Genomic DNA, 15,711 nt, shown 5'->3' on the forward strand with positions numbered 1-15,711 from the left:
GGAGCGACTCCTAGGAGATGTCACACACCTGGCGCTCCCGAGAGCAGTACGCGGTCCGGCCGGATGGGCAGGTCGCGGTGGCGTACGCCCGTCGCGTGCCACACCGCGTTGGCGACGGCCGCCGCGGCGCCCACGATGCCGATCTCGCCGATGCCCTTGATCCCGACCGGGTCGTCCGGGTCCGGGTCGTCGATCCAGTGCGCCTCCACGTCCGGTACGTCGGCGTGCGTGGCGACGTGGTACCCGGCGAGGTCGGCGCCGTAGTGGCCGCCGGAGGCGGCGTCCCGGACCGCTTCCTCGTGGAGGGCCATGGAGATGCCCCAGACCATGCCGCCGACGAACTGGTTGCGGGCGGTGAGCGGGTTGACGATCCGGCCCGGCGCGAAGACGCCGAGCATGCGCCGCACCCGGACCTCGCCGGTGCCGGTGTCGACGGCGACCTCGGCGAACTGGGCTCCGTAGGAGTGCCGTTCCTTCGGGGGGAGCGCGTCGACGGCCGCGCTGGTGTCCGACCGCACCGTGATCCCCTGCGGCGGGACGCCGGTGCCCGCGGCGAGCCGTTCGCGCAGTCCGGCGGCCGCGGCGGTGATCGCCCACGCCCAGGAGCGGGTGCCCATCGAACCTCCGGCGATCATCGCCGGCCCGAAGTCGCTGTCCCCGATCCGTACCCGCACGCGGTCCGGCCCGGTCTCCAGCGCGTCGGCGGCCACCAGCGTGAGCGCGGTCCGCGCGCCGGTGCCGATGTCCGCCGCGGAGATCCGCACGGTGAAGGTCCCGTCCGCCTCCGCCGTCACGGCCGCCGTGGACGGCCGGGCCATCACGGGGAACGAGGCCGCCGCCGTGCCGGTGCCGAGCAGCCATCGGCCCTCGCGGCGCAGCCCCGGGCGGGGGTCGCGGTCCGCCCAGCCGAACCTGCGGGCGCCCTCACGGAAGCAGGCGAGCAGGCCGCGGTCGCTGAAGGGGAGGCCGGACACCGGCCCGCGCTCGGGCTCGTTGCGTGCGCGCAGCTCGATCGGGTCGACGCCGCACTTCTCGGCGAGTTCGTCGAACGCGGACTCGAGCGCGAACGAGCCCGGTGCCTCGCCGGGCGCGCGCATCCACGTCGGCGTCGGCACGTCGAGCCGCACGACCCGGTTGGCCGTGTGGTGGGCGGCCGCGTCGTACATCGCCCGCGCCACCGAGGCGCTCGGCTCGACGAACTCGTACACGGTGGAGGTGGCGCTCACGGAGCGGTGCTCCAGCGCGCGCAGTCGCCCGTCCGCGTCGGCGCCGAGTCTGATCCGCTGGGCGGTGGGACTGCGGTGTCCGGCGAGCGAGAACATCTGACGGCGCGTCATCACGACTCGGACGGGCCGCCCCAGGACCGTCGAGGCCATCACGGCGGCCACCTGATGGGCGCGGATCCCCTTGCTCCCGAACCCTCCGCCGACGTGCTCGGACCGTACTCGCACCGACGCCGGGTCGAGCGAGAACAGCCGCGCGAGGTCGCCCGCGACCCAGGCGGCGCCCTGGTTGGAGTCGACGACCTCGAGTCGCCCGCCGTCCCGGCGGGCCGTGGCCGCGTGCGGCTCCATCGGGTGGTGGTGCTCTTCGGGGGTGCTGTACTCCGCGTCCACGACGACGGCGGACGCGGTCAGTCCGGCCTCCAGGTCGCCCTTCCCCGTCACGGCCGGCACATGGCCGTCCACGTCGTACGCGTCCGGGCGCTCGCCGGTGAACACGGTGTCGTGCGGTTCCTCCTCGTAACGGACGACGAGCGCCTCGGCGGCCTCCCTGGCCTGCTCGGACGTCCCGGCGACGACCAGCGCCACCGGCCATCCCAGGTGCGGCACCCGGTCGTGCTGGAAGACGGCGCAGGACGGGTCCGGCGGGACACCCAGAAATCCGATGTAGCCCGTGTCGACCCGCGGGGCGTTCCCGTGGTGGAGGACCGTGAGCACTCCCGGCATCGCGAGGACCCCGGCGGTCTCCACCGAGCGGACACGGCCGCGCGCGACCGTGGACAGCACGAACCAGCCGTGCGCGAGATCGGCGAACCGCACCTCCCCGGCGTAGCGGGCCGCCCCGGTGACCTTCTCGCGGCCTTCCACCCGGGTGTGCGCGGTGCCTACGGAACCCTCGCGCGCCGTGGGGACGGTGGTCATCGGGCGGCCTCCTCGGCGAGTCCGGTCAGCACCGCCACCATGAGGTTGCGGGTCAGTGCCACCTTGTACGCGTTGCGCGGCAGCGGGTTCGCCGCCGCGAGTTCGGCGTCCGCCGCGGCGGCGAACGCCTCGCCGTCGGCGCGCGCCCCGGTCAGCGCCCGTTCGGCGGCCCGGGCCCGCCACGGGCGGGACGCCACCGCCCCGAGGGCCAGGCGCGCCTCCCGGACCACGCCGCCCTCGACGTCCAGCGCGGCGGCCACCGAGCCGATCGCGAACGCGTACGAGGCGCGCTCGCGCACCTTGCGGTAGCGGGAGCGGGCGGCGACCGGAGCCGGTGGCAGGATGACGCCGGTGATCAGCGCTCCCCGCGGCAGGGAGGTCTCCCGGTGCGGTGTGTCGCCCACGGGCACGTAGAACTCGGTGAGCGGCAGCTCGCCCGGCCCGTCGGCCGTCTCGTACGAGACGACGGCGTCGAAGGCGGTCAGCGCCACGGCCATGTCCGAGGGGTGTACGGCCACGCAGTGGCCGGAGGCGCCCAGGATCGCGTGGTTGCGGTGCTCGCCCTCGACGGCGGGGCAGCCGCTCCCGGGGACGCGCTTGTTGCACGGGCGGGTCACGTCGGTGAAGTAGCCGCAGCGGGTGCGCTGAAGCAGGTTCCCGCCGACCGTGGCCATGTTGCGCAACTGCCCGGAGGCGCCGGCCAGGACGGCCTGGGCCAGCGCCGGGTAGCGGCGGCGGACCTCGGGGTGCGCGGCGAGGTCGCTGTTGGTGACGGTGGCGCCGATGCGCAAGCCCCCGTCCGCGGTCGGCTCGACGCGATTCAGGGGAAGTCCGCGCACGTCGACGAGGCGGGCGGGGCGTTCGACGCCGGCCTTCATGAGGTCGACGAGGTTGGTGCCGCCGCCGAGGAACCGGGCGTCGGAACCGGCGTCGAGCAGGGCGAGGGCGCCGGGGACGTCGAAGGCGCGCTGATAGGCGAACTCCTTCACGCGGGCGCCCTCTCGGTCCGCGTGCTGACGGTGGTCGGCGTGCTCTCCGCCCGTACGGCGGCCGCCCGGGCGACGGCCCGCACGATCGACACGTAGGCACCGCAGCGGCACAGGTTCCCGCTCATCCGTTCCCGTATCTCGTCGGCGGTCAAGGGGGGCGGCCCGGCTTCGGGCCGTATGTCGTCGGTGACGGCGCTCGGCCAGCCCGCCGCGTGCTCCTCGATCATCGCGACGGCCGAGCAGATCTGCCCGGGGGTGCAGTAGCCGCACTGATAGCCGTCCAGGTCGAGGAACGCCTGCTGGGCGGGGTGCAGCCGCTCGCCGTCGGCGAGGCCCTCGACGGTGGTGATCGCGCGTCCCTCGGCCGCCACGGCGAGTTGCAGGCAGGCCACGGCCCGGTGGCCGTCGAGCAGAACCGTGCAGGCGCCGCACTGCCCTTGGTCGCAGCCCTTCTTGGTGCCGGTCAGGTCGAGACGCTCGCGCAACGCGTCGAGCAGGGTGGTGCGGTGGTCCACGGTCAGCGTGTGCTTGTCGCCGTTGACGTCCAAGGTGACGGAGCTGTACGCCGGCGAGGGGGCTGGGGCCATGATCAGCCTTCTTTCGCGGGTCCGGAGCACGTCGCGGGGGACGGACCGGACGCCGAATCAGGAGACGTACCGGGAGACTTGTGCGAGGACGAGCGGGAGGTGGCGCTTTACGGGGCTGTACCTGGCTGTACGTGGGCTGTATGTGGCGACGCGGTCCGGGAACACCGCCGGTGGCCTGGATCTTCGTGCCGGTGCCAAGAGCCACCGGCCGGCCGTGTCCGACGCTAAGGTGAGCACAAGCGGACAGCTGTCCGTATTTTCGGAGCGTAGTGGACAGTTGTCCGGTTAACAAGGGTGGGATTCGGGCTCGCGCCGTCAGGAGGACGAGTGCAGGAGAAGAAGGGCGTGGCCCTGCGGACGGACGCGCGGCGGAACCGCGAGCGCATCCTGGAGGCGGCGGTGGCGGAGCTGACGCGCTGCGCGGACGCCCCGCTGAGCGTGATCGCCAGGAGGGCGGGCGTCGGACAGGGCACGTTCTACCGCAACTTCCCCAGCCGCGAAGCGCTCGTCCTCGAGATCTACCGCCACGAGATGCGGCAGGTCGCCGACGCCGCCGCCCACTTGCTCGAGACGCGGGAACCGGCCCGGGCCCTGCGCGAGTGGATGGACCGCCTCGCCCGGTTCGCCATGACCAAGGCCGGGCTGGCGGACGCCATCCGCATGGCCACCAGCGCCCCCGGAGGGCGGCCGAAGCCGGGCCACGCCCCGGTGACCTCCGCGGCCGGCCTCCTGCTCCGCGCCAACGAGGAGGCGGGCACCATCCGTCCGGGGGTGACCCCGGACGACTTCTTCCTCGCCATCGCCGGCCTCTGGCAGCTCGACCCCCGCTCGGACTGGCAGCCGCGCGCCGCCCGGCTGCTGGACCTCGTCATGGACGGGCTGCGCGCGGGGGCGCCCGGGCGGTGAGGGGCGGGCGGGACCGGGGGCCGGGATCCGCGTGCCGTCAGGGAGAATCGCCTGTTCAGGGCTGCGTGGGCTCCTTGGCCGGCAGGTTGAGCAGGCCGAGCAGGCCGAGCGGCAGGGCTGTCGCTCCGTACGCCGTCCCGGCCCCTCAGGACTCGAATCGGCCCCTCAGGACTCGAACTCGAGGACGTCGCGCACAGGGCGGCGAGGCGTGGCCGGGCACTCCGGGCCGTACCCCAGGCGGAGGATCATCTGAACCTCGCCCGCCCCCGATCCGGGGTCCCGCAGGGGCCAGCGCAGGTCCGGCCATTCCAGAGCCTGCGTGGCGAACGAGGCGGAGAGCCCCTTCGAGGTGGCCAGGAGCAGGACACGTTCCATGGCCTGGCCCGCCCGTATCCAGTACGGGGCCCGGTCGCCTTCCGTGGCGAGCAGGGCCAGGCGCGGGTCGTCCTCGAAGGAGGTGGTGGGGACGCCGGCGGTGGGCTTTCCGCCGGAGAAGTCGCGCAGGGGAGCCCCTCCGCCGTCCTTGCGGGGCCCGAAGGCGTACTCCGGCACCCCGTCGGCGGCGTATCCCGGTGCCTCACCGGCGGCCGTGCGGGCCCCGGTCGGGCCGCGCCGGGTCCAGCGGGCCAGGTCCGCCGCGCTGCCGCTGTCGGTGAGGTTGCGGTTCTCGGCCTCCTCGGAGAGTTCCCGCACCCAGTCCAGGTGCCACGGGTCGGGGAAGGACAGCACGGCTCCTTCCCGGAAGGCGGCGTCGATCAGGGCCACCCGCACGGGCTCGGGGATGTCCGTCTTCGCGAAGGGGTACCGGCTGGTGTGCCGGCGCGCGATCGCCGGACGGAGCGCCGCGAGCCCGGCGTCCTCGACGCCCGCGCCGGTCGCCCGTACGGTCGCCAGCAGCGCGGGCTCGTCGGCCTCCGGAAGCAGCGTGACCTCCGCGTGCGCACCGGCGTGCGCCAGGGCGACACGGAGGTTGAACAAAGCCGCCCCGCACCCCATGTGCAGCGCGCGGGCCTCGGGGTCCGTGTGCGCCATCTTGCGGTCGAAGTCGGCGTACAGCCGGAAGGTGCGACGGCCCCGCGCGTAGCGGAAGCGCCACGGCTGCGCGTTGTGCATGGACGGAGCGGCGGTGGCCTCACGGACCAGTTCCGTCACACGCGAATCATCCATCATGAGTGGTGCGGTCACGGGAATCTCCCTTCCACCTGTGACGGACCCGCCGGAGGAGCCCTGTCCCCATGGTCCCTCCGGCACAGGGCAGGAGGGCCAGGGCCAGGAGTCCCTCTCCACGGGGCCGGCCGGCCCCCTTTCGCGTGGGACGAGGAGCGCCCTGGAACGATCGCCTCGCGCGGCCGCTCGGTGAACTCGCACGGCTCATTCGGCCGGAACGACCCCCCTTGCACTCCGGCACCGGGGTACCCGGCCGGACGCGGCCAGGGACCCCACGGTCGTCACGCCATCACAAGGGGAATCCGCTATGCCCGATCCACAGCAGCACCAGGAAGCGCAGGCCGAGGCAGAGATCGAAGCACGGACAGAAGCGTTCTACGATCACGAGGACGATGTCTACCGGTCGTTCTGGGACAGCTCGGGGTCACTGCACTGGGGCTATTTCGCCGACCTGTCCCGGACGGATCCGGAGGCGTTCCTCGAAGCGAGCCAGCGGTGGACCGACCTCCTGCTGGACAGGAGCGGGATCGGCCCCGGCTCGCACGTCCTGGACATCGGTTGCGGCAACGGCACCACCGCCGCTTACCTGGCCCGGAGGACCGGTTGCCGGGTGACCGGCATCGACATCAGCGGTGTCCGCGTCGGCCACGCCCGGGCCCGGACGCACGCCTTGCCGAACGTCGACTTCCGCAAGGCGTCCGCCGCGCTGCTCCCCTTCGCCGACGGCACGTTCACCCATGTGTGGAGCCAGGCGACGCTGTACCACGTCCCGGACCGGGAGCGGGCCCTGGACGAAATCCACCGGGTCCTGGCCGAAGGCGGCACCCTCGTCCTCGACGACCTGGTCACCCCCTCGCCCTCGGTCACCGACACGGGGCGGCGCGTCGTCTACGACCGGCTCATGTTCGAACCCGGCCCCAGCCACCAGGAGTACGAACGGGCCCTGCGCGACAAGGGCTTCGCGGTCCTCGACGGCGCCGACCTCACCCCGCACCTGCGCAAGAGCTACGAACTGCTGGCCGAACGGGCCCGGTCCGCCTCCCCGGCGCACTCCGCGGCCTACCGCCAGGTCACGTCCGCGATCGACGCCCAGGACGTGGGGTGGTCCGCCTTCGTGGCCGGCAAGGTCACCGACCGGCTGGCATGGGTCTACGAGGCTTCCGGGGACCTCACGCTCCGGGAGAAGTACGACGCCTGGTCCGCGACCTACGAAGAAGACCTTCCCGGCTCCTACCGGGACTGCCCGCGCACCGCCGCCTCCCGCCTGGCCGACCTGCTCGGCGACAGGAACGCCCGGGTGCTGGACGTGGGCGCCGGCACCGGCCTGTGCGGCACGGCGCTGGCGGACCACGGCTTCCAGGACGTCACCGCCGTCGACCTGTCCGACGGCATGCTGCGGCAGGCGGCACGCAAACAGGTCTACCGCGAACTGGTGCGGCACGACATCGCGCGGCCCTTCCCGTGGGCGAAGGGGACCTTCGACGCGGCCGTGGCGAGCGGAGTGTTCACTTTCGGCCACGCCCGGGCGCCGGCGCTCGTGAACATCGCCGACCAGCTCCGGGAAGGGGGGATCCTCACGGTCACCTTCCGGGACGACTACCTGGACAGCGAGCCGGAGATCGAGCGGACGATCAGCGGCCTCCCGCTGCGGCTGAGGTCCCGCACCCCCATCACCGTGTTCGACGACACGCCCATGTCGGTGCTGACGTTCGAGAAGTGCGCGGAGGCGGTGGCATGACGCGGCCCGCGAAGGACGACGACCGGCTCGTCGACGTGTCCGGACGGAAGTTCCACCCGGCCTGGCTGCGCTACAGCTGCCCGTGCGCCCGGTGCCGTCACCCCGAGTCGTTCCAGAAGACCTCCGACCTCAGCGACCGCCCGGAGCTCCCCGTGGCCGACCGCGTCGAGCTGGACAGCGAGGCGAACGAGCTCCGCGTCGACTGGCGGGAACAGCCCGCGCACCGCAGCCACTACCCGCTGGACTGGCTGCTCCTGCACGGGCCGGGACAAGCGGGAGAACAGGGGGCGGCCGGCCTCGACCACACGGTCCACTGGGACGCGCGGACCCTGCGCGCCCGGGGCGTGCGGTGGCACGAAGCGGAGGCTTGTGGCACCGACGGCGGCCCCTGGTTCGACGACCTCCGGTCCGTAGGATTCGCGCTGCTGACCGGCCTCACACCGCAAGGGCTGGAACGGCTGCTGACCGGCCTCGCCCCCGTCTTCCACACCGAATACGGCCGGCAGGCGGACGTCAAAGCGGTACCGGGCGCCGAGGACCTCGCCGAGACGGAAAGCGCGCTGCCGGCTCACACCGACTACCCGTACAAGGTGACGGGCCCGCTGACCCAGTTCTGCTACTACGCGGAGAACCGGGCCACGGGAGGCGAGTTCTTCCTGGTGGACGGCTTCAAAGCGCTGGAGGACTTCCGGCGGGACCACCCCGGCTGGTTCGACCTGCTGGTCTCCTCACCCGTGGAATTCGAGCAGGTCTACACCTCGTGGCGCTATCTGTACCGTGTGCGGCGCCCCGTCATCACCCTCGACGGCCGGGGCGCGATCGAGGCGATCCACCTGGGCCACTCCCACGCCTGGGCCTGGGACGTCGCGCCCGAGCTCTGCGGTGAGTTCTACCGCGCGTATCACGGGCTGGTCCGGCACCTGGGCGACGAGCGCTATCGCTGGGCCCACCGTTTCGCCGACGGCGAGTGCGCGGTGTTCCGCAACAACCGGATCCTGCACGGCAGGAACGCCTTCGACCCCCGCACCGGGGTCCGCCACCTCATCACGGCCTACGTACCGTGGCAGCAACTGGAATCCAGGATCAGGTTCCACGAGGAACGGCGCTTCTACTTCTCCCCGCGCGAGCGGAAATGACCGTAGGGCAGGAACTCCTGCTCGTCCTGGCAGGGCTGGGGGCGGGCGTCATGAACACGGTGGTGGGTTCCGGGACGCTCATCACCTTCCCGGCGCTGCTGGCGGCCGGCCTGCCCCCGGTCACCGCGAACGTGGTCAACAACATCGGCCTGGCCCCCGGCTCGCTCAGCGGCGCCGTCGGCTACCGCGACCAGGTGCCGCCACCGCCGCGCCGTACGCTCACCCTGGCCGCGGCGGCCGCGGTCGGCGCGGTCGCCGGCGCGCTGCTGTTGCTGACTCTGCCCTCCACCGTGTTCCGGGCCGTCGCACCGGCCCTCATCGGCCTCGCCGTACTCCTGGCGGCACTCCAGCCACGGCTCAACCAGGCACTCCTGGTCCGGCACCCCGCCCCGTCGACCCGCGCCGCCGTCCCCCTGACGCTCGCGGTACTCCTCACCAGCGTGTACGGCGGCTACTTCGGAGCGGGCCAGGGAGTCCTGTTGTTCGCCTGCATGAGCATCCTCATGCGCGAGCCGCTGCAGCAGGTCAACGGACTCAAGAACACCCTCCAGGCGGTCGACAACACCGTCTCGGCACTCATCTTCTCCTGCACGGCCCACGTCAACTGGACCGCCGCACTGCTGCTCGCCTCCGGCGCGACCGCCGGCGGACAGATCGGCGCCCGCGCGGGACGGAGACTCTCGGCCACCGCGCTGCGCGTCATCGTGGTCGCTGTCGGCCTCGCCGGGCTCGTCCACTTGGCGCGCGGGTGACGGACGCGCAACGTGGCGCGGCGTGAGGCGCGGGTAGCCACGGCCACGCGCCTTCCAGGGACCGGGCGCGCCGTCGAGCAGTCGGCCGCCTCACGGGCCGATCTCGAACCGGGGCGGCCGCAGACCGGTGAGGCATCCCGTGTCCGGGGCGGTCGGGCTGTCGAAGAAGGAGACGGTGATCTTCTGGGCGCACGGTGACGTCGCGAACACCACGTGGGGCTCGTAGGGGACCTTGACGACGGTCGCGCGGCTCAGCGTGCGGGCCACGTACGGCCCGTTGGCCGCCCCGGTCTGGGAGTCGAAGCCGCCCGACAGGGCGAGGGTGGGGATGTCGCTCCGTGTGACGTTCCGGATCGAGCGCGGCGCCGCGGGGACGTTCCAGACGGCGCAGTCCGGACGGAGGAAGGTCAGCTGCGGGGCCTGGGCCAGGACCGAGCGGGGGAACGACGGGAACGCGTCCCGCCCGCCCCGGAGCGCCTCGGCCCGGCTCTCGTACGGCACCCACTCGCTGCAGAAGATGCCGTAGGTGAGCCCGTGCGAAGCCACCCCGATGCCCTGCGGGTTGAGCTTCCAGCCCGCCCACTGCCGGGCGATCCGCTGCGGTTTGCCGTGGGCCAGCTCGTCGAGGGAGCGGGGGACGCCCTCCGCCACGTGGGTGGCGGTGGTCATCCAGTTCACGAGCGCTCCGCCGTCCAGGACGACCTTGACCGGCTTGTCGTCGCCGGAGAGCCTGACGGTGGTGGTGACGGGCTTGGCTTCGAGGGCGCGGACGAGCCGCTCGAAGGTGGCCGGCAGGTTCGGATAGCGCTTGTTACACGCCGGCTGCCGCGCACAGGCCTTGAACAGGCCGTCGAAGCCCTCCCGGGCGCTGCTCCAGGCCAGGGCCGACCCGGCCCTGGACGGCGGCAGGATGCCGTCGATGCCCACCGAACGGAGCCCCTCGGGGTGCAGGCGCATGGAGACCAGCGCCAGGTGGGTGCCGTAGGAGATGCCGAAGAGGTTCCACCGCTTGACGCCCAGCGCGATGCGCAGGTCCGCGTAGTCGGCAGCGCTCTCGATGTCGTTGTAGGCACTGAGGTCGGCCCCGAGACCCGCCAGCCGGTCGCGACAGGCGCGTGTCGCCGCGACGTGCAGGCGCTCGGTGGACGGCGCGTCGTAGACGAGGCCGACCGCGCGTCCGTTGAACCGGTCGATGCCGGGGCAGAGGAGCGCCGGGTCGGCCGAGTACGTACCGCGCTGGGACATGAGGATCACGTCCCGGTCGCGGTTCAGGCCGCCGCCGACCGCCATCTTCGCCTCCCCGACGGCGTCGTCGCCGGGGCCGCCCGCGAGCCACACGATCGGGTCGGGTTTCGGTGCGGCGGCCACCGCCGGCACGACGGCGACACCGAGGGTGATCCGCCGGCCGTGGGGCCTGGCCCGGTTCTCGGGCACGGTGAGCGTCCCGCAGCGGGCCTTCGCGAGTTCGGCGATCGGCTCCGCCGTCCTCGGGCAGGGGCCCGGCTCGTAGCGGGCGTGGCCCATCGCCCGGGCGACCGTGCCGATCGCCGCTGCTCCGGTGCCGGGACCGGTGCCGTGCTCCGCGCCCGCGGGCGTCGCGAGCAGTCCGGTGAAGAGGATTCCGGTCGCCACCGCGGCCGGCGCGGCCTGGAGCCGGCGCGCGGTGCGGCGACGGCGGGGTATCGGGGTGGGTGCCATCTGCCCTCCAGGTCACTTCGGGATGATCGTGAACGGTTGCGGAGTGAGACCGGCCACGCACCGGGTGTCGGGCGCGGTCGGGCGGGCGAGGAACGAGGCCAGCACCTGTTGCGCGCAAGGCGATTGCGGGACCACCCAGTGCCCGATTCCGGGGATCCGTACGAAGGTCGAGCGGGACAGCGTACGGGCGGCCTCCCGGGACCAGCTCGCCCCGACCTTCGCGTCGAACGTCCCGGCGATGAGGAGTGCCGGCACCGAGCTGGAGGTGGCCACCCGCTGGGAGGCCGCGCGGTCCGGTACGTCCCAGACGCGGCACACCTCGTGCTGGAACGGAAGCTGCGGTGCCTGGGCCAGGACCGTGTCCGGCCACCCGGGGAAGGCCCGGCGCCCCGCCTTCAGCACGTCGGATCGCGTATACCCCGGTACCCACTCGGCGCACGCCACCGACTCCGTCAGCCCGTGTGCGGTCATGCCGACGACGGCGGCCGAGTCGGCGGCGCGGGCCCGTGCGAAGCGCTCCGGACGTCCGTGGGCGAGCTCCTCGATCGCCGCGGGGACGTCGGGGAGCGGGACGGCGTTGGCGACCAGCAGGTTCAGCAGCGCGCCGCCGTCCAGGACGACCTTCACCGGCTCTCCTCCGCGTGGCGGCCGGGCGTTCAGCGTCAAGGGGTGCGCTTCCAGCCTGCGCACCTGGGCGGCGAGGGTCCGGCGGAGGTCCGGGTAGCGGCTGTCGCAGCGGGGCTCGGCCGCGCACGCCTTGAGGATGTTGCCGATCCCCTCCCGGGCGCTCCGCCAGCCCCACGGCAGGGTGACGCTCTGCGGAGCCGTGGACGAGTCGAGTGCCACCGCGCGGATCCCCTGGGGGTGCTCGCGCAGGTAGGTGAGGGCCACGTTGGTGCCGTAGGAGTGCCCGTAGACGTTCCACCGGGAGATGCCCAGTGCCGTGCGCAAGGCGGCGAAGTCGGCGGCGTTCTCCGCGGTGTTGTAGGCGCTCAGGTCGATCCCGTCGGCTGCCAGGCGGTCGCGGCACTTCTTCACGGAGTCCAGCAGGAGTCGTTTCGCCCGCGGCGAGCCGTAGCCGAGCCCCACGTACCGCGCGTGGAACCGGTCCATCTCCGGGCAGGCGAGGTTCGGCCGGTCGTAGAGGTTGCCGCGCTGAGCCATGACGATCAGCGCGCGGTCCCGGTTCAGGCCGGAGTCGACGAGGAAGGGGATGTCGTCGAACGTCTCGCCGCCCGGGCCGCCCGACATGAACACCACCGGGTCCGCGGCGGGCTTCGCCGATGTGGCGGGGATGACCGCCGCGGCCAGCCGGATGGTGCGGCCGCCGGGGCGGGCGCGGTTCTCGGGGACTTCGAGGAAACCGCACCGCGCGGTGCTCAGCGCGGCGATCGGCTCGGGTGTCTTCGGGCACGGACCGGGAACGAACCGCGACGGCGCGGCCCGGCCGTGCCCGGCGGCGTCGCTGTGCGCCGCCGCACCGCTCGGTATCGGGCCGAACGTGGTCAGAACCAGGGCGACCGTGACGGCCGCCGCGTTGATGCCGTGCTTGGTCATGTGATCCCGTTCCTCCGCCGAAATCCACGGCTGCCCAACCGGAACAAAATTGCATCAGTATGGGTGGATCGGACTTCAGGGACGATACCGGGCAGGTTGTGCGGGCGCATACGGACAGCCGGAGCCGGACGGGGCCCGAGCCCGGGCCGCGGCGCGGCCGGGCCACGTGAGACGACGAGACGCGGCCCGGGCCGACAAGGTGCCGAGGGCTGGGCCGACCGGGGGAAGGGCCACCGACGGCTCCGCGCCTCGGAGCCGCGATCTCCGGCCCGTTCCGGATCGGATGCGAATCTGAATCCGTCCAGCAGTCGTCCTGCCCCTCAGGGCTCAACGATCGGAAAGCGCAATGGGCGGTGCGAGAGAGCCTTCGAAACCGACAGCACCCCCGCCCCTGCCCCCGCCCCCGTCCACCGGGGATGTTCAGGCCGTGCTGGGAAAGCGTCTGGACGACGTGGCCAAGATCCTGGCCGGTGCGCTCGTCGCGGTGGCCGGCATCATGACCACTCTCGGGCTCAACAGCAAGTTCGTGTTCGTCGCGCTCAACAACAGGTCCTGGCCCATCTACGTGGCCTCGCTCTGCGCCTCCCTGAGCATCGCCGTGGTGGGCGCGGCCCAGGCGGCGGGCGGGAACGGCCGCCCGACCATCACCGACGTCACGCCCGACGGACCCCGCTCCGCCATGCGGCTTGCGCTTCGGTGTGCGGGCCGACGGCGTCCAGAAGGGAAATGCGAAGCCGAGACGCAGCGCGGGCCGGCGTGCACGGAACTCCACATCTCCTGAGCCGGACCGCAACGGCAGGATCCGTCGTCGGCCCTTTCGGCGCGCGCCTTACCCGCGCCTGACGCGTGGCCGGGTCTAGCATCGTGCGAGTGACCATCCAGCGGATGCACCACGTGGGCATCGTCGTCGAGGACCTCGCGGCCGCGACGGCGTTCTTCGTCGAGCTCGGGCTGGAGCTCGAGGGCGGCGGGCCGGTCGAGGGCGGCTGGGTGGACCGCGTCGTGGGGCTCGAGGGCGTCAGGTCGGAGATCGTGATGATGCGGACCCCGGACGGCCACGGACGGATCGAGCTGGCCAAGTTCCACAGGCCGGCCGGCGGGAGCGGCGATCGGGCCGCCCCGGCGAACGCGCCGGGCATCCGGCATGTCGCGTTCGTCGTCGAGGACATCGACGCCCTCGTCGCCGGTCTCCGGGCCCGCGGCACGGAGCTCGTCGGTGAGCTGGAGCGCTACGAGGACGTCTACCGGCTCTGCTACGTCCGGGGCCCGGAAGGGATCCTCGTCGAGCTGGCGGAGCAGATCGGCTGACGGCCGACCCTCCACCGATCACGTACGACCTGTCGTCAGCCCGTCAGCCCGTCAGCCCGTCAGCCCGTCAGCCCGTCAGCCCGTATTCGGCCATGGACGTTTCGGGCGCGTACCTACGAAGGCGTACAACCTTTCATCGTCCATTTAGGTTCCCACCACACCTATCCCTCGGACATCATGCGTGGGTCCACCAACAAGAGGGGAATACACCATGAACATAGCCAGACCAGTAGCAATCGCGGCCACGGCGGCTCTGCTCGGCGGCGGACTCCTCCTCGCCCCCTCCGCCACGGCCACGCCCGCCACCGGCACCGGCTCCCCGTCCGTCTCCAGCGCCGACCTCCTGAACTGCTCGCACAAATGGTCCAACAAGGACGCGGGCAAGGAGAAGGCCACGGCGAACGGCGTGCGGTACCGCGTCGGCCCGCACACGAGCTGTTCGGCCCTCGGGCAGATCGCCAAGGGGACCACCGTCTACTTGCACTGCTACACCACCACCAAGGACGACGGGACCTGGTCGCACGTGAGGGTCAAGGGCACCGACAACCAGGGGTGGGTGAAGGACTCGCTGATCGGCGGCGGCAGCCTCAAGCTGTGCTGACGGCGGCCCGATAGACCACCGCGCACGCGGTGCCCGCGCCCCGCCGGGTGCGGGCACTCACCGGGGCCGACGCTCGGTCAGTCGCCACCGCCCCCGTCACCACCGCCGTCGCCCCCACCGGAATCCCGCTGTCGCCGCCGTCCGCGCCCCAGCCGTCACCGCCGCCGGCCTCGTTGTCCTCGCCGCCCTTCCCGAGGTTGCTGAACCAGGGACGGTCCCACCCCGCGTCGGCGGAGACCGGCTCGGACCCGTTCGCCGGGCGCCGTTCCGACCGGAAGCGTGCGTAGCCCGTCGTGTCCCCGAGTCCGAAGGCGACGGCGAAGACATGCGCCATGACGGCGTCCAGCGGGTCGGGGCTCTCGTACCGCACGGGGCCCAGCGGCAGCAGTACCGCGCCCGGCTCGAGCACCGGCCGACGCGCGGGACGCGTCAGCAGGGCGACGCGCCGGTCGTCGCGCAGGAGCCATGAACTCACCGCGTTCTCCCGCCGCAGCACCCAGTGCCGCCCCGGGATCCGCACCTCCGTGGAACTCTTGGACTTGCGCAGCCTCTTCTTGAAAGTGAGCTCCGCGGTGACGTCGCCGACGGTGAGTTCCAGCCCCTTGGACGGTCCGGAAGCATCGTGGTGGAAACCGTGCGGCGCCCGGATCCGTACGGCGGGGGCCTCGGGCCCCCAGACGTCCACGCGCACCGAGCGCCGGTCCACGGCGACGGTGACCGGCCCGGCGGGCCCCGGCGCGTGCCTGCGCGCGATCCACAGCGGTACGCCCTCGGCCCGGGCCCCGGCCGCCAGCTCGGCCACCTGGTCCGGTCCGCCGCACTGTCGTACCGCCAGCGCTCCCAGCTCACCGGCGAACGCGGCGGCTTCCCGCACCTTCACCAGTGTGGTGGTTCCGGTGACGCGGGTCACCGGAACGACCCCGGCCCCCTCCCCGAGCCGGTCCAGCGGGCGCTCCGCCCCGCCGCCCCCGAGCCAGCACCCGCGCTGGAACGCCTCGGCCATGGCACCGAGGTTCAGCTCGCTCAACGGCGTGGTCGCGCCGCCCCTCCGCAGCCGGTCCTCGGTCAGCTCCACGGTCCGCGCCAGCGGATTCCACGACCGCTCGCTATAGAGCACCTGGCTCACAA

14 protein-coding genes are annotated in these 15,711 nt (G+C 72.8%); 7 read left to right on the forward strand and 7 right to left on the reverse strand.

Annotation, left to right across the window (positions count from 1 at the left end; translation table 11 throughout):
* Positions 1 to 20 precede the first annotated feature (20 nt).
* Genes LUZ64_RS28960 through LUZ64_RS28970 form a run of 3 tightly spaced genes read right to left on the reverse strand, consistent with a single transcriptional unit; the run spans position 21 to position 3,720 of the window.
* Positions 21 to 2,144 carry a xanthine dehydrogenase family protein molybdopterin-binding subunit gene (locus LUZ64_RS28960; RefSeq protein WP_095578525.1) on the reverse strand — a complete coding sequence of 708 codons (2,124 nt, stop codon included), beginning with the start codon at positions 2,142 to 2,144 and terminating at the stop codon, positions 21 to 23.
* Positions 2,141 to 3,133, reverse strand: a complete 993-nt coding sequence (locus LUZ64_RS28965; RefSeq protein ID WP_095578526.1) for an FAD binding domain-containing protein — start codon at positions 3,131 to 3,133, stop codon at positions 2,141 to 2,143. The genes LUZ64_RS28960 and LUZ64_RS28965 overlap by 4 nt, the downstream gene beginning before the upstream one ends.
* A complete protein-coding gene (locus tag LUZ64_RS28970; RefSeq protein WP_095578527.1) occupies positions 3,130 to 3,720 on the reverse strand; it encodes a 2Fe-2S iron-sulfur cluster-binding protein in 591 nt (196 codons plus the stop codon). Before LUZ64_RS28970 ends, LUZ64_RS28965 begins: the two co-directional genes overlap by 4 nt.
* A gap of 327 nt (positions 3,721 to 4,047) precedes the next feature.
* Here LUZ64_RS28970 and LUZ64_RS28975 point away from each other — a divergent pair, with 327 nt between their 5' ends.
* Complete coding sequence (locus tag LUZ64_RS28975; protein ID WP_232398945.1) at positions 4,048 to 4,626, forward strand: TetR/AcrR family transcriptional regulator; 579 nt, start codon at positions 4,048 to 4,050, stop codon at positions 4,624 to 4,626.
* Between the two features lie 165 nt (positions 4,627 to 4,791).
* Here the strand turns inward: LUZ64_RS28975 and LUZ64_RS28980 are convergent, their stop codons facing one another.
* On the reverse strand, positions 4,792 to 5,811 hold the full coding sequence (locus tag LUZ64_RS28980) for an Acg family FMN-binding oxidoreductase (protein ID WP_308251794.1): 1,020 nt from the start codon (positions 5,809 to 5,811) through the stop codon (positions 4,792 to 4,794).
* 289 nt (positions 5,812 to 6,100) lie between these two features.
* On the opposite strand from LUZ64_RS28980, the gene LUZ64_RS28985 reads away from it, so the two are divergent.
* The 3 genes from LUZ64_RS28985 to LUZ64_RS28995 are packed head-to-tail and all read left to right on the forward strand — an operon-like array spanning position 6,101 to position 9,419.
* A complete protein-coding gene (locus tag LUZ64_RS28985; RefSeq protein WP_095581245.1) occupies positions 6,101 to 7,531 on the forward strand; it encodes a methyltransferase domain-containing protein in 1,431 nt (476 codons plus the stop codon).
* Positions 7,528 to 8,667, forward strand: coding sequence for a TauD/TfdA family dioxygenase (locus LUZ64_RS28990; protein WP_095581244.1), 1,140 nt, complete (start codon positions 7,528 to 7,530; stop codon positions 8,665 to 8,667). The genes LUZ64_RS28985 and LUZ64_RS28990 overlap by 4 nt, the downstream gene beginning before the upstream one ends.
* Positions 8,664 to 9,419, forward strand: a complete 756-nt coding sequence (locus tag LUZ64_RS28995; RefSeq protein WP_095581243.1) for a sulfite exporter TauE/SafE family protein — start codon at positions 8,664 to 8,666, stop codon at positions 9,417 to 9,419. The genes LUZ64_RS28990 and LUZ64_RS28995 overlap by 4 nt, the downstream gene beginning before the upstream one ends.
* A gap of 90 nt (positions 9,420 to 9,509) precedes the next feature.
* On the opposite strand, the gene LUZ64_RS29000 is transcribed toward LUZ64_RS28995, so the two are convergent.
* Entirely contained in the window at positions 9,510 to 11,117 is a 1,608-nt protein-coding gene (locus tag LUZ64_RS29000; protein ID WP_095581242.1) for an alpha/beta fold hydrolase, read from the reverse strand.
* A gap of 12 nt (positions 11,118 to 11,129) precedes the next feature.
* Positions 11,130 to 12,674 (reverse strand): alpha/beta fold hydrolase, encoded by a 1,545-nt coding sequence (locus tag LUZ64_RS29005; RefSeq protein ID WP_095581241.1) that lies wholly within the window; start codon positions 12,672 to 12,674, stop codon positions 11,130 to 11,132.
* A 427-nt stretch (positions 12,675 to 13,101) separates the two neighbouring features.
* Between LUZ64_RS29005 and LUZ64_RS29010 the strand changes: the two genes are divergently transcribed.
* From LUZ64_RS29010 to LUZ64_RS29020, 3 genes are all read left to right on the forward strand, one after another.
* Positions 13,102 to 13,455: a hypothetical protein gene (locus LUZ64_RS29010; protein WP_095581240.1), complete on the forward strand. Its 354-nt coding sequence runs from the start codon at positions 13,102 to 13,104 to the stop codon at positions 13,453 to 13,455.
* An 89-nt stretch (positions 13,456 to 13,544) separates the two neighbouring features.
* Positions 13,545 to 13,982 carry a VOC family protein gene (locus LUZ64_RS29015; RefSeq protein WP_170116740.1) on the forward strand — a complete coding sequence of 146 codons (438 nt, stop codon included), beginning with the start codon at positions 13,545 to 13,547 and terminating at the stop codon, positions 13,980 to 13,982.
* 211 nt (positions 13,983 to 14,193) lie between these two features.
* Complete coding sequence (locus LUZ64_RS29020) at positions 14,194 to 14,583, forward strand: SH3 domain-containing protein (protein WP_170116739.1); 390 nt, start codon at positions 14,194 to 14,196, stop codon at positions 14,581 to 14,583.
* Here LUZ64_RS29020 and LUZ64_RS29025 read toward each other — a convergent pair.
* Positions 14,570 to 15,709, reverse strand: coding sequence for a hypothetical protein (locus LUZ64_RS29025; RefSeq protein ID WP_308251795.1), 1,140 nt, complete (start codon positions 15,707 to 15,709; stop codon positions 14,570 to 14,572). The genes LUZ64_RS29020 and LUZ64_RS29025 overlap by 14 nt on opposite strands.
* Positions 15,710 to 15,711: the final 2 nt, after the last annotated feature.

Origin of the sequence: Streptomyces albireticuli, assembly GCF_021228125.1 — a bacterium.
Taxonomy (GTDB): Bacteria; Actinomycetota; Actinomycetes; order Streptomycetales; family Streptomycetaceae; genus Streptomyces; species Streptomyces albireticuli.